The sequence below is a fragment of the Janthinobacterium sp. genome, from assembly GCF_009923995.1.
GTDB lineage: Bacteria > Pseudomonadota > Gammaproteobacteria > Burkholderiales > Burkholderiaceae_D > Janthinobacterium.
Genome location: NZ_RFSK01000044.1, coordinates 34727 through 52360 on the forward strand (window position 1 = coordinate 34727; position 17634 = coordinate 52360).

Annotated in this window: 19 protein-coding genes; 9 read left to right on the top strand and 10 right to left on the bottom strand. The window is 67.0% G+C overall.

Annotated features, from left to right (window positions below; all coding sequences use genetic code 11):
• Window positions 1-207 precede the first annotated feature (207 nt).
• The 9 genes from EBS11_RS19895 to EBS11_RS19935 all read left to right on the top strand — a co-directional run bounded on the left by EBS11_RS19895 (window position 208) and on the right by EBS11_RS19935 (window position 7336).
• Entirely contained in the window at window positions 208-702 is a 495-nt protein-coding gene (locus EBS11_RS19895) for a hypothetical protein (protein ID WP_290605655.1), read from the top strand.
• A gap of 245 nt (window positions 703-947) precedes the next feature.
• Window positions 948-2537, top strand: coding sequence for a TrkA C-terminal domain-containing protein (locus tag EBS11_RS19900; protein ID WP_290605619.1), 1590 nt, complete (start codon window positions 948-950; stop codon window positions 2535-2537).
• Between the two features lie 147 nt (window positions 2538-2684).
• The gene (locus EBS11_RS19905) at window positions 2685-2900 is read left to right on the top strand and encodes a hypothetical protein (RefSeq protein WP_290605621.1); all 216 of its coding nucleotides are present in this window, start codon (window positions 2685-2687) and stop codon (window positions 2898-2900) included.
• Between the two features lie 28 nt (window positions 2901-2928).
• Entirely contained in the window at window positions 2929-3399 is a 471-nt protein-coding gene (locus EBS11_RS19910) for a hypothetical protein (protein WP_290605622.1), read from the top strand.
• Between the two features lie 110 nt (window positions 3400-3509).
• Complete coding sequence (locus EBS11_RS19915) at window positions 3510-3860, top strand: VOC family protein (protein WP_290605624.1); 351 nt, start codon at window positions 3510-3512, stop codon at window positions 3858-3860.
• A gap of 181 nt (window positions 3861-4041) precedes the next feature.
• Complete coding sequence (locus tag EBS11_RS19920; protein ID WP_290605626.1) at window positions 4042-5232, top strand: acyl-CoA dehydrogenase family protein; 1191 nt, start codon at window positions 4042-4044, stop codon at window positions 5230-5232.
• A gap of 16 nt (window positions 5233-5248) precedes the next feature.
• Window positions 5249-6394, top strand: a complete 1146-nt coding sequence (locus EBS11_RS19925; protein ID WP_290605627.1) for an acyl-CoA dehydrogenase family protein — start codon at window positions 5249-5251, stop codon at window positions 6392-6394.
• Complete coding sequence (locus tag EBS11_RS19930; RefSeq protein ID WP_290605628.1) at window positions 6391-6888, top strand: MaoC family dehydratase; 498 nt, start codon at window positions 6391-6393, stop codon at window positions 6886-6888. Before EBS11_RS19925 ends, EBS11_RS19930 begins: the two co-directional genes overlap by 4 nt.
• Window positions 6881-7336 (top strand): MaoC family dehydratase, encoded by a 456-nt coding sequence (locus EBS11_RS19935; protein ID WP_290605630.1) that lies wholly within the window; start codon window positions 6881-6883, stop codon window positions 7334-7336. The genes EBS11_RS19930 and EBS11_RS19935 overlap by 8 nt, the downstream gene beginning before the upstream one ends.
• On the opposite strand, the gene EBS11_RS19940 is transcribed toward EBS11_RS19935, so the two are convergent.
• From EBS11_RS19940 to EBS11_RS19985, 10 genes are all read right to left on the bottom strand, one after another.
• Window positions 7327-7626 (bottom strand): hypothetical protein, encoded by a 300-nt coding sequence (locus EBS11_RS19940; protein WP_290605632.1) that lies wholly within the window; start codon window positions 7624-7626, stop codon window positions 7327-7329. The genes EBS11_RS19935 and EBS11_RS19940 overlap by 10 nt on opposite strands.
• 43 nt (window positions 7627-7669) lie before the next feature.
• On the bottom strand, window positions 7670-8593 hold the full coding sequence (locus EBS11_RS19945; RefSeq protein ID WP_290605634.1) for a diguanylate cyclase: 924 nt from the start codon (window positions 8591-8593) through the stop codon (window positions 7670-7672).
• Window positions 8590-13098, bottom strand: a complete 4509-nt coding sequence (locus EBS11_RS19950) for a PAS domain-containing protein (RefSeq protein WP_290605636.1) — start codon at window positions 13096-13098, stop codon at window positions 8590-8592. The genes EBS11_RS19945 and EBS11_RS19950 overlap by 4 nt, the downstream gene beginning before the upstream one ends.
• A gap of 265 nt (window positions 13099-13363) precedes the next feature.
• Window positions 13364-13726, bottom strand: coding sequence for a NirD/YgiW/YdeI family stress tolerance protein (locus EBS11_RS19955; RefSeq protein WP_290605638.1), 363 nt, complete (start codon window positions 13724-13726; stop codon window positions 13364-13366).
• Window positions 13727-13753: 27 nt separating this feature from the next.
• The gene (locus EBS11_RS19960) at window positions 13754-14326 is read right to left on the bottom strand and encodes a prepilin-type N-terminal cleavage/methylation domain-containing protein (protein ID WP_290605640.1); all 573 of its coding nucleotides are present in this window, start codon (window positions 14324-14326) and stop codon (window positions 13754-13756) included.
• A gap of 51 nt (window positions 14327-14377) precedes the next feature.
• Complete coding sequence (locus EBS11_RS19965; RefSeq protein WP_290605642.1) at window positions 14378-15169, bottom strand: hypothetical protein; 792 nt, start codon at window positions 15167-15169, stop codon at window positions 14378-14380.
• On the bottom strand, window positions 15169-15948 hold the full coding sequence (locus EBS11_RS19970) for an ABC transporter permease subunit (RefSeq protein ID WP_290605644.1): 780 nt from the start codon (window positions 15946-15948) through the stop codon (window positions 15169-15171). Before EBS11_RS19970 ends, EBS11_RS19965 begins: the two co-directional genes overlap by 1 nt.
• Entirely contained in the window at window positions 15948-16664 is a 717-nt protein-coding gene (locus EBS11_RS19975) for a type II secretion system protein (protein WP_290605646.1), read from the bottom strand. Before EBS11_RS19975 ends, EBS11_RS19970 begins: the two co-directional genes overlap by 1 nt.
• Complete coding sequence (locus EBS11_RS19980; protein ID WP_290605648.1) at window positions 16661-17389, bottom strand: hypothetical protein; 729 nt, start codon at window positions 17387-17389, stop codon at window positions 16661-16663. The genes EBS11_RS19975 and EBS11_RS19980 overlap by 4 nt, the downstream gene beginning before the upstream one ends.
• The coding region (locus EBS11_RS19985) for a hypothetical protein (protein ID WP_290605650.1) at window positions 17386-17634 on the bottom strand (249 nt) is incomplete at its 5' end. The genes EBS11_RS19980 and EBS11_RS19985, both read right to left, overlap by 4 nt.

Here is a 17634-nt window from a genome sequence, read left to right on the forward strand (position 1 = left end):
ATATGCTGCAACGCGGCATCATGTACTTGTCTCCTCTATCTCCTCCAAGGAAATAGATTCAGCCCGCTCCCGTAGCGGGCTTTTTTTTGCCTGTCGCTGCCAGCGGCGCCGGCATGCGCGCGGATTCAGCGTGATCCGGCCCGTTTCGCCCCGCTGATCGCTTAACATGCCGACATGTCACGCGACCTTGACCCGGGAGATACCTTGATGATTCCTCTTGTTCGCGCCGCCGTCCTGCTGGCGCTGCTGGCGCTCGGTGCCTGTGCGGAGCAGCGGCACCCGCTCGACGGCTACCTGGCCCAATTGCGTCCGGACGCGCCTTCGGCGCTGCCCGGGATGGCCTGGCCGGCCGGCACGCTGCTGTGCCCGCTGGCTCCGTATCAGAGTGAACTGCGCGGCGCGGCACCGCTGGCGGACCGGGTCAACGCCTTCCTGAAACAAAAGCGCTTCCAGGGCGATGAGGGGCACTGGTCGCTCGTCGTCGTCAAGCCGGTGCCTGCGGGTGACGCCGGCATCGAGCAGCTGGTGTTCGAGCGCGGAGACTATGACGTGATCAACGATCCGCAACTGATCCGGCGAGATGCGCTGGCGATGCCAGCGGGGTTTGCGCAGCAAGCCTGCGTGAGCGTGGAGCAGGCCCGCGTGCTGGCCACGCGCACGCCAGGGGCCGGGCGAAAGGTGATCGTTTTTGGCTCGGCATGACCGAGATATTGATAAAGCATATTTCTATCATCACAACATACAATTAGATTTATATGCTGCGACGCGGCATCATTGCACCTGTCTCCTCTACTTCCTCACAGGAATTAGATTCAGCCCGCTCCCGCAGCGGGCTTTTTTTTGCCCTTTTTTAAGCGGCAGGCCCTGCGCACGCTTGCTTGTCAATGCGCCATCGTGTTGCTTTTGTGCATGCTAAACTGGGCCGTCCCCAGAATAAGGTTGCGCCCATGCTAGATCTCTTCCGCCACACGCTGGAGTCCACGCCCATCCTGGCCCTGTTTCTCGTCATCGGCGCCGGCTATGCATTGGGACGCGTCAGCGTGTTCGGTTTTTCGCTGGGCGTGGGCGGCGTGCTGTTCGCGGGGCTGGCGCTGGGCGCATTCGCCCCCGGTTCCGTGCCGCCGCCGCTGGTCGGCTCCATCGGCCTGCTGCTGTTTCTGTACGGCATAGGCGTGCAGTACGGCACGCAGTTCTTCGCCGGCTTGCGCGGCGCGGGGCAAAAGCACAACCTGATCGCCTTCCTTGCCGTCATGGGCGGCCTGGCCGTCTCCGTCTGGGGCGGGCAGTGGATCGATATTTCCCTGCGCATGGCCAGCGGCGTATTCGCCGGCGCCATGACCAGCACGGCCGCCCTGCAGGCGGCGCTGGAAGCATCGCATGGCAATGGCGACGCGGCCGTCGGCTATGCCGTCGCCTATCCGTTCGGCGTCGTCGGTCCCATGCTGGGCCTGTACCTGGCGGGGCGCATCCTGAAACCCGTGCTGACGCCGCCACCCGCGCCCATCATCGTGTCGGAAATTACCATCGATGAAGCGCGGCTGGCGGGCGCGGCCCTGTCCGAACTGGCCGACGGTCCGCTGGCGGGCGTGCAGGTGATCGGCGTGCGTCAGGGCCACCAGAACCGCTTGCCCGATCCGTCGATGGTGATCGGCGTGGGCGACGCGCTGATGGTGTCGGGCACGGTCGAGGGCGTGGAAGCGGCGCGCACGGCGCTGGGCCACCTGGACCCGGGCCGCCTGCTGAAGGACCGCAGCGATTTCGACGGCAATGAAGTCTTCGTATCGGATGCGGAAATCGTCGGCGTGCCGCTGGGCGAGCTGAACCTGTCGAAAGACTTTCCCCTGCAAATCGCCTTCATCCGCCGCGGCGACGCCATGATCCTGCCGCACCCGTATCTGACGCTGGAATTCGGCGACCGCGTGATGGCCATTGCCCCGGCGAAACACGCGGCCGACGTGCGCAAGCTGTTTGGCAATTCCATCACGGCCACGGCCGAGTTCAGCTATGTCTCGCTGGGCATGGGCATGGTGCTGGGCGTGCTGCTGGGGCTGGTGCCGATTCCCTTGCCGTGGATAGGCTCGTTCAGCCTGGGCCTGGCGGGCGGGCCGCTGGTGATGGCGCTGATCCTGGGGCGCCTGGGCCGGGTCGGCAAGGTCAGCTGGCGCCTGCCCCTGTCGGCCAACCTGGTGATGCGCAATTACGGTTTGACGATCTTCCTCGCCTCCGTCGGCATGGCGTCCGGCTTGCCCTTCGTGCAGCAGGTGGGCGCCGACGGCTTGCCCATGCTGGCGCTGGGGGCCGTGACGGTGCTGGTGGTGGTGGCCCTCGTCGTGATCCTGGGCAAGGTGTTCCTGCGCCTGCCGTTTCCCGAACTGCTGGGCATCGCGGCCGGCGCCACGGGCAACCCTGCCGTGCTCGTCTTCGCCAACCGCCTGGCCAGGTCGGACCGCCCGAACCTGGGCTATGCCATGATCTTCCCCAGCATGACCATCGTCAAGATCGTCGCCGTGCAGGTGCTGCTGCATCTGTATGGGTGATTGCGTCCATCGGTTGACATTTGCGTCAACGTGACAATGTGAGAGTCTTTCTTCCTGGTAATTCGTTAAGCTCTGGGGCCGCATTTTGCGGGAACCGCTCAAGCAACTGGACGGGTTGCTGGTGTCACTGATAGAGGAAAGAAATTGATGAGGAATAATGTATGGCTGGCAACCGCAGTTTTCGTATCGTTTATTTCAGGATGCACGGAATCCTCGCCTGGGAAGACCCCGGAAGAAATTGAAAAAATTGCGTTTGATTGCGGCGCGACCAAGGCTCAAACTGAGGCATGGTTTGCCACGCATAAAACCGGTTGGGCGGAGCACGTCGCCGAGGGCGTCAAGTGCATTCAGGAGCACCCGTAGGCAGCGCGATCAACTTTCCGGCGCACTCATGCTGGCCATGATTTTTTCGCTCATCGTTGAACAATCAAGCCAGCTAACAGCAAAGAAATACAGAGATAGCAGGAGTTATATGCCAATCAAGGCGAGTCCTTTTGGTTTCCAGAAGCAATTCGACTGGGGGGCAGACATACATTCCCTGGACTACGATGGCAGCTTGTTAATACGCGTCCTTCGAAACCGCAACAAAAACAGCGGGATCGAGGTTGCATTTTCTCAAGTTGACGGTTTCCGGCTTCTGGACGAAATCGTGCTGGCGCACTACTGGGCCGCCGAAGACTTTCCTTCGGGTTATCCGGTCCTTGAGGTCTTCGATGGCGGCTGGGCGAAGGAAGAACACGAGCGTCTAGGCTATGCCCGGCAGCAGCGGGAGTGGATCATTGTGACGGCTGCCACCTGCGTCAGTGTGTTCTCGACGCACGAACCAGAGATTCGTGATGCAGCCTGGCCTGCCAAGGCTTAGCCATTGAGTGAAACTGAACGAATTGAGCCGCCGAGGATTCGGTCATCGCGTCCTACATCCGCTGTGCGGGCGAATCCTGTCTGCGACTATCTTGGGGAGTGAGGAAAGCTATGCAAGTCAAGCGCATCGTTGCAAATTTCCCGGCGTCGGATCCGGGCCTGGCGCGGACTTTTTACGAAGACGTGCTGGGTCTGAGCCTGCTGATGGACCACGGCTGGATCATGACGTATGGCTCGCAAACCGAGATGAGCGTGCAAGTGAGCTTCGCGACGGAAGGCGGCTCGAACACGGCGGTGCCAGACCTTTCCATCGAAGTCGATGACGTGGATACCGCATTGGCACGCATGCGTGGAGCAGGGTTTCCCATTGAATATGGTCCTGCCGATGAACCTTGGGGAGTGAGGCGGTTTTTCGTGCGCGACCCTTTCGGCAAGCTCATTAATATCCTGTCGCATACATAGGCGACGTGCCTGGGGCAGCAGTCAGTCACCTCCACCCGCTACCTTGCGCGCCAGCCCGTGTAAAACCCCTGGCGCGCCTCCCAATCTGTTGTACAATCCTTGAGAACGGTCGTGCTTTTTTGTGCGCTGAGCTTCCTTGCGTGCAGGCATCACGGCAACTCATAAGAACAAGGAGACAGACATGGACTTGCATTACACGGCCGAGGAGACGGCGTTCCGCGACACGGTGCGCGCCTTCCTCGACACCCATCTGCCGGCGGACCTGCAGCGCAAGGTGCGCCAGCATCTGCGCCTGAACCGCGACGATTACGTGCGCTGGCACAAGATTGTCGCAAAGCAAGGCTGGGCCGCACCGGCCTGGCCCGTGGAATATGGCGGCACGGGCTGGACGGCCGTGCAGCGCCACATCTGGGAAGACGAGTGCGCGCGCGCCGCCACGCCGCCCATCCTGCCCTTCGGCGTCAACATGGTGGCGCCCGTCATCATGGCCTTCGCCAATGCCGAACAAAAAGCCTATTATCTGCCGCGCATCCTGAACTGCGACGACTGGTGGTGCCAGGGTTATTCGGAGCCGGGCGCCGGCTCCGACCTCGCGTCCCTGAAAACCACGGCCCAGCGCGACGGCCACCACTACATCGTCAACGGCCAGAAAACCTGGACCACCCTGGGCCAGCACGCGGACATGATCTTTTGCCTGGTGCGCACGGACAGCACGGTGCGCAAGCAGGAAGGCATCAGTTTCCTGCTGATCGACATGAAAACCCCGGGCATCACCGTGCGCCCCATCATCATGCTGGATGAAGAGCATGAAGTGAACGAAGTCTTTTTTGATAACGTGCGCGTGCCCGTCAGCAACCTGGTGGGACAGGAAAACAAGGGCTGGACCTACGCCAAGTATCTGCTGGGTCACGAGCGCACGGGCATCGCCGCCGTGGGCCGCTCGAAGCGCGAATTGACGTTCCTCAAGCAGCTGGCCATGCAGCAGACCAAGCGCGGCGCGCCGCTGCTGCACGATCCCGCCTTCGCCGCCAAGGTGGCGCATGTGGAAATCGAGTTGATGGCGCTGGAAATGACGGTCCTGCGCGTCATCAGCGAGGAGGGCAAGGGGCCGGGACCGCAGGCGTCCATGCTGAAGGTGCGCGGGTCGGAACTGCAGCAGCAGCTGACGGAACTGATGGTCGAAGCCATCGGCCCGCAAGCCTTGCCCTTCGATCCGGCATTCCTTGACGGCAGCGCGCCGCACGGCGCCGGCGGCGACGACCTGGCAGCGCCCTTGGCCGCGTATTACTTCAATTACCGCAAGACCTCGATCTATGGCGGCTCGAATGAAATCCAGAAAAACATCATCACGCAGATGATCCTGGGCCTGTAAGCGAGAAGGAGACGACATGGACTTCCATTTTAATCAGGAACAGCAGCAATTTGCCGACGCGCTCAGGCGCTGGGTCGACAAGGATTACCCGTTTGAAACGCGGCAAAAAATCATCCATTCCGCCACGGGCACGTCCGATGCGGCCTGGGCCACCCTGGCCGAGCTGGGCATGACGGCCCTGCCGCTGCCGGCCGGTGCGGGCGGCTTCGACGGCACGGCTGTCGACATGCTGCTGGTGATGCAGGAACTGGGCCGCGGCCTCGTGGTCGAACCATACCTGGCCACCGTGCTGGGCGCGCGCTTTCTCACCCTGGCGGGCGGCCACGACGGCGTGCTGGAACAGGTCGCCGGTGGCAGCCTGAAACTGGCGTGCGCGCTGGGCGAGCGCCAGGCGCGCCACGATCTGCATGACATCGCCACGACCGCCACGGCCAGCGGCGACGGTTTCGTGGTCGATGGCGAGAAAACCGTCGTCATCCACGGCGCGCAGGCCGATTCCCTCATCGTGTCGGCGCGCAGCAGCGGCGGCCAGGACGGCACGGACGGCATCTCGCTCTTCCTCGTGCCCGTCGCTGCGCCGGGCGTTTCCGTGTGCGACTACCGCACCATCGATGGCCAGCGGGCCGCCACCGTCACCCTCGTGCAAGTGGTGCTGGGCCACGACGCGCTCGTCGGCCAGGCGGGGCAGGGCTGGGCCGTGCTGGACGCGGCCGCCGACTACGGCGCCGCCCTGCTGTGCGCGGAAGCCGTGGGCGCCATGGACGCCATCTTTGCCGCCACCCTCGACTACCTGAAGACGCGCCAGCAGTTCGGCGCGCCCATCGGCAAGTTCCAGGCCTTGCAGCACCGCATGGCCGACATGTTCATCCACCTGGAGCAAGCCCGCTCGATGGCCATGCTGGCCGCCGCCAGGGCCGACAGCGAGGACGCGGCGGAGCGCCGCCGCACGGTGTCCGCCGCCAAGGCGCGGGTGGGGCTGGCCGCCACTTTTGTTGGCCAGCAAGCCGTGCAATTGCATGGCGGCATGGGCGTGACGGATGAATTGCCTGCCGCCCACCATTTCAAGCGTTTGAGCATGATCGCCCTGACCCTGGGCGACGTGGAACACCATATCGAACGCTTTATCGCCCAGCCGGGCTTCTTGCCGACGGAGACTGCATGACCGCATTGACCGGAATCAAACCCAAGCACTGGTATTTCGAAGATTTTACGCAAGGCCTGGAAATCGACCTGGGCCAGCGCCACGTGACGGAAAAGGAAATCATCGATTTCGCCACGGACTTTGACCCGCAGCCCTTCCACGTCGACCATGCGGCGGCGGAAAAAACCATCTTCAAGGGCGTCATCGCCAGCGGCTGGCACACCTGCGGCATGATGATGCGCCTGGTGGTGGACAACTTGCTCAGGCATTCGTCCAGCATGGGCTCGCCCGGCCTGGACAGCATCCGCTGGATCTTGCCCGTGCGCGCGGGCGACACCCTGCACCTGACCTACCAGGTCAAGGAAGTGCGCCCGTCGAGCAGCAAGCCGGACCGCGGCATCGTCATTTCCGTGTGGAGCGTGCGCAACCAGCATGGCGAACTGGTGACGACCGTCGAGGGCATGGGCATGTTCGGCCGCCGCCCCGTGGCGCCTGAGGAGCAGGTCCGTGCGTGATATCGCCGGCATCGCCGGCTTCCAGGCCCTGTCGGGACAGCACGTGGCCGTCTCCGACTGGCTCACCATCACGCAGCAGCGCATCGACACCTTTGCCGACGCCACGGATGACCACCAGTGGATCCACGTGGACGCGGAGCGCTGCGCGCGCGAGTCGCCCTACGGCTGCACGGTGGCGCACGGCTTCCTGACCTTGTCCTTGCTGCCCGCCATGTTGCAGGGCGCCTTGCACATGGCCGGCATCCGCATGGCCATCAACTACGGTCTTAACAAGGTGCGCTTTCCCGGTCCCGTGCCCGTGAACAGCCGCCTGCGGGCGCGGCTCGACATCCTGTCCGTCGATGACCTGCCGGAAGGGGCGCAAGTGAACTGGGCCGTCACCATGGAACGGGAAGGCGATGCGAAACCCGTATGCGTGGCGGAGTTTCTGATGCGCTGCTATCCCTGAGCTGTACGTTGAGCCCGCTTCGCGGGCTGGTCGGCAGTTGTGCGCTTCTGCGCGTGCGCCAGGTGTACGCTGGTGGCGCGCCGGCGTTTTCCGGCGAAGGAGGCGATGATGTCCAACCAGGCAAACAGCGGAAATGGCGGCGCCGGCAAGGGCGCCAGGGGCAGCGGCAAGGCGGCCGCCAGGGGCAGCAGCAAGGCGGCCGCCAGGGGCAGCAGCGCTACGGGCAGGGGGGCCGGCCCGGGAAATGCGGGCGGCTGGCCCAGCACGACGGGACGGCCCTCCGGGGGCAAGCGCTCGAATGCCCCACCGGCAAAGAGCAGCTAGCCCGCCTGCTCATTCCTCTTCCGACGCGCAATACCTGTCCCGTCCCGTGTGCTTGGCGCGGTACAGCAGGGCGTCGGCGGCGCGGATCAGGGCGCTGGAATCCATGCCTTCCGTGGGCATGACGCTGGCCATGCCCAGGCTGACGGTGACGTGGGGGCCGACGCTGGAGCTGGCGTGCGGGATGTGCAGGGCGCGTACTTCGTCGAGGATGCGCTGGGCTACCACTTCGGCGCCGGCGCGCGTCTCCTGCGGCAGCAGCACGATGAATTCCTCGCCGCCGTAGCGCGCCAGCAGGTCCGGCGGGCGCACGGCGCAGCGGCGCATGGCGGCGCTCACCTGCTGCAGGCACAGGTCGCCCGCCTGGTGGCCATAGGTATCGTTGTAATCCTTGAAATGGTCGATATCGGCCATGATGATGGCCATGGGCGCGCCGTCGCGGGCGCAGCGGCGCCACTCGCTTTCCATCGTGTCGTTGAAGCTGCGCCGGTTGGCCACGCCCGTGAGCGAGTCCGTCAGCGACAGTTCGCGCATGGCGTCCGCCTGCCGCTTGATGGTCAGCTGGCTGCGCACGCGGGCGCGCACGACGGCGGCATTGAAGGGCTTGGTGATGAAGTCGACGGCGCCCGCTTCCAGCGCCCGCGTCTCGTCCTCGGGCTGGTTCAGGGCCGTGACGAAGATGACGGGGATGGCGCTGAGGATGGCCGATGCGCGCAGCGCCTTGCAGACGGCGTAGCCATCCATGCCGGGCATGACGGCGTCGAGCAGGATCAGGTCCGGCAGTTGATTTTGCGCAATTTCCAGCGCCTTGACACCGCTCAGGGCGAACAGCACCTCGTGTTCTTCGCGCAGCAGCTGGTGCAGGATCTGGATGTTCTCCATGGCGTCATCGACGATGAGGATGCGCCCATTCATGGCAAGGTTGGTCCAGCTCACTTGTTTTCCTCTCGTTTCAGCTGATCGAGCACGAGTCTTTCCGCTTCGGAAAAATTCAGCGTCTCGATCGCGTTTGCCATCGCCAGCGCGGCTTCCCGGTCTGACTGTTGGATGGCGGGGTGCAGGGCGTGGAATCGGGCCAGCGCCTTCAGGTTGTTGTGACGGATCAGGACGAGCAGCTCGGCCAGGCCGGCCTGCAGGTCGATGGCGTGCGCGCCGGAGGCCGGCGATGGCGCATCGCTGCGCCGCAGGGGCGAGGGCAGGGTGCGCGCCGCCTCGATGACTTCGGCCATGGCCTGTTCCAGCTGGTCCAGCAAGGCGGCGGTGGCATGCGACGGCCCCGTTTTCAGCGCCTTTTCCGTCCCGGCGGCCAGGCTGGCGATGCGGGCGGCGCCCAGGTTGGCCGCCACGCCGCACACGCGGTGCAGCAGCTGCGCCGCCTGCTGCCGCCGGCCTTCGGCCAGCAGGCGCCGCGTTTCCTCGACGGCGTCGCCTTGCGAATTCTCAAAGCGCTTGAGCAGGGCCAGGAAGGCGCCATAGTCGCCGCCGAAGCGGTGCAGGGCCGCGTCCAGGTCGATGCCGGGCACCGTGGCCGGCACTTCCAGCCCATCCGCGGCCGGCTCGCCGGACGGCGCGCCGCCGGCCCCGTCGCGCGGCTGCGGCACCAGCCGCGTCAGGGTCTGGATCATGTCGTCGACGTCGATGGGCTTGGCCACGTGCGCATTCATGCCGCTGGCGATGGCGCGCAGGCGGTCGTCGTCCATGGCATTGGCCGTCATGGCGACGATGGGCAGGTCCGGCAGGCCCAGCGCGCGGATGGCCAGGGTGGCGTCATAGCCGTTCATGACGGGCATCTGCAGGTCCATCAGCACCACGTCCCAGGCGTGCGGCGTGCGCGCCAGCAAGTCGACGGCCAGCCGGCCGTTGGCGGCCACGGCCACGCGCGCGCCCGAGTGCAGCAGGATGTACTGCGCCACTTCCTGGTTGATTTCATTGTCTTCCACGAGCAGCACGCGCATGCCTGCCAGCAAGCCCGACAGGGGCGTGGAGACGGGCAGCGCGGGCGGCGCGTTGCGCCCGTTGCGTCCGTCGCGCACGGCCGTCACGGCAGCGAGCAGGCGCGCCGGCGTGGCCGGCTTGGCGACGATGCCGGCCAGCATCAGGCTGTCGGCCAGGCGCTCCAGGTTTTCGCTGTCCTGGTCGGCCACCAGCATGATCACGGGCGGCAGGGGCGCATGCTCGCCGGCGCGTGCCTGCGTCAGCATGGAAATGCCATCCATGCCCGGCATGGCCGCGTCGAGCAGCACGATGTCCGCCGCCGGCATGCCGTCGGCGCCGTCGGCGTGGCTGCGCAGCAGGGCCAGGCCGGCCGCGCCGCTGCCGGCGCTGCGGCTGTGCCAGCCCTGCGCCGCGCACCAGTCTTCCAGCATGGCGCGCACGCTGGCGTTGTCGTCGATGATCAGCAGCGACAGGGCTTTCGGCGCCGCCCTGGCCGGCGCGGCGGCCGGCGCCACGCCCGCTTCCGCGACGCGCTCGAAGCGGCAGCGGAAGCGGAAATCGGAACCCTCGCCCAGCGTGCTCGTCACGCTGATGTTGCCGCCCATTAATTCGACCATGCGCCGGCAGATCGCCAGGCCCAGGCCCGTGCCGCCGTACTTGCGGCTGGTGCTGCTGTCGCCCTGGGAAAACGCGTCGAAGATGTGCTGCTGTTCCGCCGCGCCGATGCCGATGCCCGTGTCGCGCACGGAAAACGCCAGCGTCACGCCGCTTGCATCGGCCCCGTCCATGCGGATGGCCAGCACCACCTCGCCTTCGGTGGTGAACTTGACGGCATTGCCCACCAGGTTGATGAGCACCTGCTCCAGGCGCAGGGCGTCGCCCACGAGTTCGGCCGGCACGCCCGGGTCGAGCACGAAGACGGGCTCCACGCCGCGCGCCCAGGCAGTGCTGGCCAGCAGGACGCCTATGCTGCCCAGCATGCGCTCGAGCGAGAAGCGGCGCTGTTCCAGCACCATCTGGCCCGCCTCGATCTTGGAAAAATCGAGCACGTCGTTGACGATGTTGAGCAGCGACTGCGTGGCCATCTGGATCTTGCCGACATAGCTGCGCTCGCGCCGCTCCAGCGGCGACTCTTCCAGCAGGCGCGCCAGGCCGATGATGGCGTTCATCGGCGTGCGGATTTCATGGCTCATGTTGGCGACGAATTCGCTCTTCGCGATGCTGGCCGCCTCGGCCTTGTCGCGCGCGCGCACCATCTGTTCGTTCAGCTCGTGCAGGCGCAGTTCCGTGCGCTTGAGTTCGGACACGTCCGAGGCCAGCACGAAGAAGCCCCGCACGCCGCCGCCGTCGTCGAAATCGGGGATGTAGTTGGTCCACGTGTGGCGTACCTGGCCCGTCGGGTCGAGCAGGTCGCGCTCGAAGCTTTGCGGCCGGCCCGCCAGCACGCCTTCCACGTGGGGCAGGTAGACGTCGAACAGTTCCTGGCCCAGCAGTTCGCTCATGTGGATGCCGGCCAGCTCGGCGCTGCTGCGGCCGAACCACTCGTTATAGAATTTGTTGGCGAAACGGCAGCGCAGGTCGTGGCCCCAGTACGACACCATGCCGGGCAGGTTGTCGGTGACGGTGCGGATGAAGCGCTCGCTCTGCTCCAGGCGCCAGGTGGTGGCGTGCAGCACTTCCGTGGCGCGCCGCCGTTCCGTGACGTCGATCGACACGCCCAGCACGTGGCTGGCCCGCCCCGCGTCGTCGCGCAGGACCACCTTGCGCGTGGTGAAGTGGCGCGTGGTGCCGTCGGCCGTGTTGATCGGCTCCTGCTCGATCTCCACCATCTGCCCCGTGGCCAGCAGCCTGCGGTCGGCGCTGGTGAAGGCGGCCGCCTGCTGGGGCGGGAAGAAATCGCTGTCCGTCTTGCCCAGCAGCTGCTCGCGCGAGCGGCCCAGGGTCAGTTCCGCGTGGCGGTTGACCATTTCAAAGCTCAGCCTGTCGGCGCGCTTGACGAAGACCATGGCGGGGATGTTCTCGATGATGGTGCCGAACAGGTGCTTGGAGCGGCGGAATTCCGCTTCGCTGCGCTTGCGCTCGGTGATGTCCAGCCACAGGCCCGATACGCCCAGCAGCTGCTGTTCCTGGCCGAAGATCGGGTGGTAGGAGACGATCCAGTGGCTGGCCTGCTCGCGCTGCTGGCCGCTGGTGCCCTTGAGTTCGATGTCGACGATGGGCAGGCCCGTCTCGAGTACCTGGCGCAGGCAGCGCTCCACCTCCACGCGCACGGCGTCGTCGAACAGCATGGCGCCCACGGGACGCCCGATATGCTGCTCCACGCTGGCCGCGTTGATGGCGGCCAGGTACTGGTTGATCATGACGATGTGCAGCTCGCGGTCGACGAACAGCATGCCGATGGGCGCCGTCGCGTACACGGTTTCCAGCAGGCGCGTGGATTTTTCCAGGGCCAGCGTGCGTTCGGCCACCAGGCTTTCGAGCTGCGTGCGGTGGCGCCGCAGGTCGCGCTCCAGCCCGTCCAGGGCGCGCGCCATGTCGGCCGATTCGCGGTCCGTGTGTTTGCCCGATAGCAAGGGCTTGCCCTGCGCCAGGGCCTGGATCTGCTGCGTCAGCTGCTGCAGGGTCTGCGCCAGGCGGCCGCCCACGCGCCAGGCCAGCACGTAGGCGGCGCCCAGCAGCAGGGCCAGGATGACGGAGCCCGTCACCACGGAGCGCAGCAGGGCGCCGGCCACGGTGCTGGTGCGCATGGTGACGGCCACCGTCCACGCATCGTCGCGGGCGCGGTGAAAGCCCGTGTAGACGTCGAGTCCTTCCAGCGTGGCATGGCGCAGCACGCCTTCGCGCGCCTGGCGCATCTGCTCCAGCAGGGGCGCCGCGCTGCGCTGTCCCACGTAGCGCTGCGGCGCCAGGGTGCGCGCCACGTTGATGCCGTCCCCATTGATGATGGCCGCGCCCAGGTAGGCGGGCATGTTCAGCTCGCGCATCAGCACGGGCAGGTAGTCGGCCGGGTACAGGGCCGTGAGTACCCAGGCGCCGCCCGCGGCGTCGCGCTGGCGCGGCAGCGGCAGGTTCAGGGCCAGCTGCGGCGGTTCGCCCGGCGCGCCGAACAGGCTGGTCAGGCGCGGCTTGCCCTGTTCGCGCGCGCGCTGCATGCTGGCCGCCCATTTCTGCGGCAGCGGCGGCGGCACCTGGGCGGTGGGCAGGGAGGTATTGAGCAACTGGCGGCCCGTCGCATCGGAGACGATGAAGGCGCTGACGGCGACACCCGGCTGCAGCAGGCTGCCGGCCAGCGCGCGCAGGGCGGCGACGTCGCCGTCCCGCAGGGCAGGCGAGGCGGCAAGGACGCGCGCGGCCAGCTGTGCGCCGTTCAGGTCGCGCTCGACGGCCGCGGCCACGGCGCGCGCCGCCTGCGCCGTCTCGCTGACGACGTGGTCGCGCTCGCGCGTGTAGCTTTGCGCCACCAGCAGGATGAAGACGAGTGCCGTCGGAATGACCCAGGCGAGCACCAGCCATGAAATTCTTGAGCGTATCGAAGGCAAATCTTGCACCCGGAAGGCTCCCAGAATGGATGAGTCGACAGGCAGGCTCACGCTGGCGCTGGCTGACGTTGAATGAAAAGATGCTAGACGAATTTGATTCTTTTGACAAGCCTAGTTTCTGGCATGAAAAAAAGGTTGCGCATGGCACACACAGGGGCGCCGCGCTGCGCGGACGGCAGGCGGGCTCTACTATCAACCCGCCGTGGCGGCGGGAGGCGGACGGCAGGGCGGCTTACGGCACCACGGTCAGCACGTCGACGTCGATCTCCGGGCTTTCCATGAAATCCTTTTCCACTTCGCCGCGGATTTCCACCTGCGTTTTGGCGTCGATCTTGCGGTTCATGAAGACCTTGTCGTCGATGTCCACGCGGATTTCCGCCGTGCCGTCGGAGAAGGTGTATTTCTCCTTGCCCACCTTGCGCAGCAGATAGCCGCGCAGCACGACGGCCTGGTCGTCGACGGGGTGCTTCAGGATGGCGGCGACGGTCTTCGGCGCCTCCGCCGTGGTGGACGGCCCCACGTACTGGGCCTGGGCGTTGCCGGCCAGCAGGATGCAGGCGGCCACGCCGGCGATGAGTGTGCGGTGCAGTGTCATGCTATTCCTTTGATAGTGACAGCCTTGTCAGAAAAACACGGCAGTGCGGGGAATGATAGCACCGGTATTGCCATATGGCATGTTCGCGCGGACGCTGCCCGTGCTGGCCACGCCATCGTCGAGTTTGCTGTCGATCTGCTCCGCGTAGCCTTCGGGCAAGTTGTCGAAGCGGATGCCGTTGCCGGCCCGTCCGCCCACCTCATCGTTGTACAGGTAGACGGCGCCGCCCTGGGCGCTGGTCATGAATTGGGAGGTGCCGTTGAAGGAGCCCGTGATGAAGCCGCCCAGCGCCAGGTGCTGCGGCGCCAGCGTGAATTCGCGCGGCTGGCCGTCGCCGATCTGGCCGTCGCCATTGCCGTTGCCGGCCGAATTGGGCACGTGCACGGTGCCCTGGATATCGTCGCCGGGCAGGGCGCGGAACTTGTCCTGGTAGGCGTTGACGGCGGCCGTCAGGGAATTGGATTGCTGGATGATGTTCTTCACCTTGGCGCTGTCGATCAGGCCCTGTCCCTTCAGCACGCCGCCCAGCAGCAGGCCAATGATGACCAGGACGATGGCGATTTCAACGAGCGTAAAGCCTTGCTGGCGGCGTGGGAGCATGGGAATTCCTTATCAAAAGCGTGGGCCTGCGGGGCCGGGTCAGGGGCAAGTTTACTGCAAATGGCCATGGGCGGGAATGGTGATTCCGGGCGCGCACGGGGGGCTGTTTCCGTGCGCGCATTTTGCTTTCTTTGCGGCAATTTGGTCGGCCAGTTCGTCGAGGCGGCGCGCGAGGAAGGCCAGCTCGTGCGGGTCGCTCACCTGGCCGCTCTGGATCAGGCCGCCGATCACCAGGCGGGCGCTGTCGAGCTGGTCCATGTCTTCCAGGATGAATGCTTCCATCTCGCGCACCCAGGACGGCACCTGCGGCCCCGTCGCCAGCCGGCGCAGCGCGCGCGCATACGACAGGGCCAGGGGCAGGTCGTGCAGCTGGTGCTTGGCCACCAGCGCTGCCTGCGCCATGGCGGGCCAGCGGCGCGCCGGGTCGGCCGCGAAGCTGGCGGCGACAAAATCGAGCATGCGCCGCACGCGCACGGGGTCGGCCACGCCCGCATAGACCTCGCTGGCGGCCACCAGCGCGTAGCGGCTGCGCGGGTCGAGCGTCTGCGCCGTTTCCAGCCAGCCGGCCAGGCGCTCATAGTCGAGCACGCGCCACGGCAGGCTGACGCCGGGCTGGTCCTCGAACGCCTGCAGGTACAGCAGCATGGCTTTCGACATGGCCAGCGGCTCGCCCAGGCTGGCCAGGCGCGCCACGGGCGCCGCAGGCGCGGCGGGCAGCGGACGCGCCTGCGGCGGCGACTGCAGCTGCGCCAGGCGCCAGCCCAGCTGCAGCAGCAGGCTGGCCGCCAGCAGCCAGCACGCGGGGCGCGGCACGCTGGACCAGGGGCGCAGGGCGGCGGCCATCAGATGTTGCGCCGGTAAAAGTCGCACAGGGCGCCAGCGGCCAGCAGGGCGACGTAGATGCAGGTTTGCGCCGCCACGCGGCCCAGGGCGTGCCAGTCGCCGGTGGCGTACAGCAGCCACTCCGTGCGGGTGAAGTCGTCGAGGCGGGGCAGCAGCAGGGCCAGCACGTCGATGGCGCCGGCCATGGCCCGCTGCGGCCACGCATGGCCAGCCTGCGAACCGTGCGCCAGCAATTGCAGGCTGCCCACCATGCGCGCCAGCACATAGAAGCCGCCGGCGGCGGCCAGGGCCGGCAGCGGCTGCTGCAGGCTGGCCGCGCACAGCAGGCTGAAGGCGGCGACGATCCACAATTCCCCCAGCAGGGAGGCGCCCCACAGCGCGCTTTGCGCGGGCGGGGCGAACAGCGCCATCAACAGGCCGAACAGCACGGCCGGCACGGCCGCCAGCGCGCCGTAGCCCAGCAGCTTGCCCAGCAGGTAGGCGGCGCGCGGCATGGGCAGTGCCAGCAGCAGTTCCAGGCCCTTGTCCGCCCCTTCGCGGGCCATGCTGGTGATGACGAAGGCAAGCAGCAAAAAGACGCTGGTCAGGCGCAGGGTGGCGGCCAGCAGCGCCGCCTGCACGGCGCCGCTTTCCGTCAGTGCCAGCTGCTGCAGGAAGCCGGCCAGGGCCGCCGCGCCGCAGGCGGCCAGCACGAACAGCCACGGCAGCCGGCTGCGCAGCGCTTCGAGCAGGGTGTAACGGGCGATGGTGAGGGCGGGACGCAGCATCGGTATCGGCATCAGCGGGGCAGCCTTTGCGCCGCCACCATGCGGTTGAAGAGGATGTTGGGCGACAGCCAGACGACGAGGTCGTCGAATTCGCCGCCGGGCTGCTGGGCGCCGCTGGCGGGGCGGCTGATGAAGATGGCCGCGCCCGATGCATTGCTGCGCTCGTCAATATTGTTGCCGATGGGCGCAGCCTGGCGCTGGCCCTGCACGCTGGTGGCGCCGTAGCCGTTCTTGCCGTGCGACATGATCATGGCGGGGATGTCGTTCAGCGCCGTCGCCTGCAGCAGCGCGCCGCCATTGCGCGTGACGATGCTGATGTCGCGCGGCGTGCCCAGGCCGAACGGCTGTTCGCTGTCGCTGAAGGCGGGCGTGACGCTGTAGCGGAACAGGTTGTTCCAGCTGTCGGCCTGGCGCAGTCCCAGGGTGGCCCAGGGCAGGAAGCCGACCCGCTTGTCGCCGTTGCAGCGGGCGCCGCGCCGGTCTTCCAGGCCATTCATGGGCGAGATGGCGGGACAGGGCAGGTAGCCGTAGCGCAGCGCGTAACCCGTCAGCGCTTCCTTCGCCTCGTCCAGCGCCTGCTGCGTCTCGGCCACCTTGCGCTGCTCCAGCTGCACCGTCAGCGGCGTGACGAGGCCGCCTATCATCAGGCCGACGATGACCAGCACGATGGCGATCTCGATGAGGGAAAAGCCCCGCTGCCGGCGGCCAGGGAGGGGGCGGCGGTTCATGGCAGGTTGCGCGCGGCGCGCATGCGTTGGTACAGGGCAGGCAAGGTGATCCAGGCCAGCATGTCGTCGAAGGCGCCGCCGGGCGCGCCGTCACGGGCGGCGGGGCGGCTGATGAAGCGGCGGCTGGCGCGGTCGTTGTCCGCCTCATCGGCATTGCCGAGCGCCGTATTGCGCTGCGGCACGCCGCTGGCGGCCGTGCCATAGCCCTCCCTGCCTTGCGAGAACAGCACCACGGGCAGGCACTGGGCGCTGACGTCGCACTGGTCCTGGCCCGCCACGTAGGCCAGGCCGCCACGGCCGTCGCGCGTGAGGACGACGCGGTTGGCGACGGCGGAAAACGAGTTGACGGGGGCGCGCGCCATTTCCGGCGTGACGCTGTAGCGCAGCAGCTTGCCCCAGGCGTCGGCGCCCGCCACGCCCAGCGCCACCCACGGCAGGAAGCCGCTGCAATCGGCATCGCTGGCGCAGTCGGCGGGGCGTTCGCGGCCGTCGAGGGCGGAGGCGGCGGGGCGGGGCAGGCGGCCATGCGTGGCGGCAAAGCCCAGCAGGGCGTCGCGCGCCTGCGCCAGGGTGGCCAGGGTGCGCTGCTGGCGCGCGGCCTCGCCCGTGTTGCGGCCGAAGGCGCCGATCAGCAGGCTGGCCGCGCCCAGGCCCAGCACGGCCACCAGCAGGAGCAGGGCCGCGCCGCGCTGGCGCCGGCGGCGCAGGGGCAGAGGGAGGCTCATGGCTGCCCCTGCGGCGCTTCGGTGACGCTGCCGCTGGCCGGGTCGTAGCGCTGGCCCGGCTTGAGCAGGATCAATTGTCCGCTGGACAGACGCAGGCTCAGGGTGCCGCCCTGGCCCTGGCCTTGGTCGAGCTGGTTGTGCGGTTCCTGCTGGGGCGTGCCGTTCAGCCAGACGGTGGAGCGCCCGCTGCTGCGCTGCACGAGGCCATTCAATTCCACCGGCGGGGCGGGCGGCGGCGGTGGCGG

What these genes read in the sequence shown, in the direction of transcription:
- EBS11_RS19895 (WP_290605655.1), top strand. Translation starts at nt 208, where the DNA reads ATGATTCCTCTTGTTCGCGCCGCCGTCCTGCTGGCGCTGCTGGCGCTC.
- EBS11_RS19900 (WP_290605619.1), top strand. Translation starts at nt 948, where the DNA reads ATGCTAGATCTCTTCCGCCACACGCTGGAGTCCACGCCCATCCTGGCC.
- EBS11_RS19905 (WP_290605621.1), top strand. Translation starts at nt 2,685, where the DNA reads ATGAGGAATAATGTATGGCTGGCAACCGCAGTTTTCGTATCGTTTATT.
- EBS11_RS19910 (WP_290605622.1), top strand. Translation starts at nt 2,929, where the DNA reads ATGCTGGCCATGATTTTTTCGCTCATCGTTGAACAATCAAGCCAGCTA.
- EBS11_RS19915 (WP_290605624.1), top strand. Translation starts at nt 3,510, where the DNA reads ATGCAAGTCAAGCGCATCGTTGCAAATTTCCCGGCGTCGGATCCGGGC.
- EBS11_RS19920 (WP_290605626.1), top strand. Translation starts at nt 4,042, where the DNA reads ATGGACTTGCATTACACGGCCGAGGAGACGGCGTTCCGCGACACGGTG.
- EBS11_RS19925 (WP_290605627.1), top strand. Translation starts at nt 5,249, where the DNA reads ATGGACTTCCATTTTAATCAGGAACAGCAGCAATTTGCCGACGCGCTC.
- EBS11_RS19930 (WP_290605628.1), top strand. Translation starts at nt 6,391, where the DNA reads ATGACCGCATTGACCGGAATCAAACCCAAGCACTGGTATTTCGAAGAT.
- EBS11_RS19955 (WP_290605638.1), bottom strand. Translation starts at nt 13,726, where the DNA reads ATGACACTGCACCGCACACTCATCGCCGGCGTGGCCGCCTGCATCCTG.
- EBS11_RS19960 (WP_290605640.1), bottom strand. Translation starts at nt 14,326, where the DNA reads ATGCTCCCACGCCGCCAGCAAGGCTTTACGCTCGTTGAAATCGCCATC.
- EBS11_RS19965 (WP_290605642.1), bottom strand. Translation starts at nt 15,169, where the DNA reads ATGGCCGCCGCCCTGCGCCCCTGGTCCAGCGTGCCGCGCCCCGCGTGC.
- EBS11_RS19970 (WP_290605644.1), bottom strand. Translation starts at nt 15,948, where the DNA reads ATGCCGATACCGATGCTGCGTCCCGCCCTCACCATCGCCCGTTACACC.
- EBS11_RS19975 (WP_290605646.1), bottom strand. Translation starts at nt 16,664, where the DNA reads ATGAACCGCCGCCCCCTCCCTGGCCGCCGGCAGCGGGGCTTTTCCCTC.
- EBS11_RS19980 (WP_290605648.1), bottom strand. Translation starts at nt 17,389, where the DNA reads ATGAGCCTCCCTCTGCCCCTGCGCCGCCGGCGCCAGCGCGGCGCGGCC.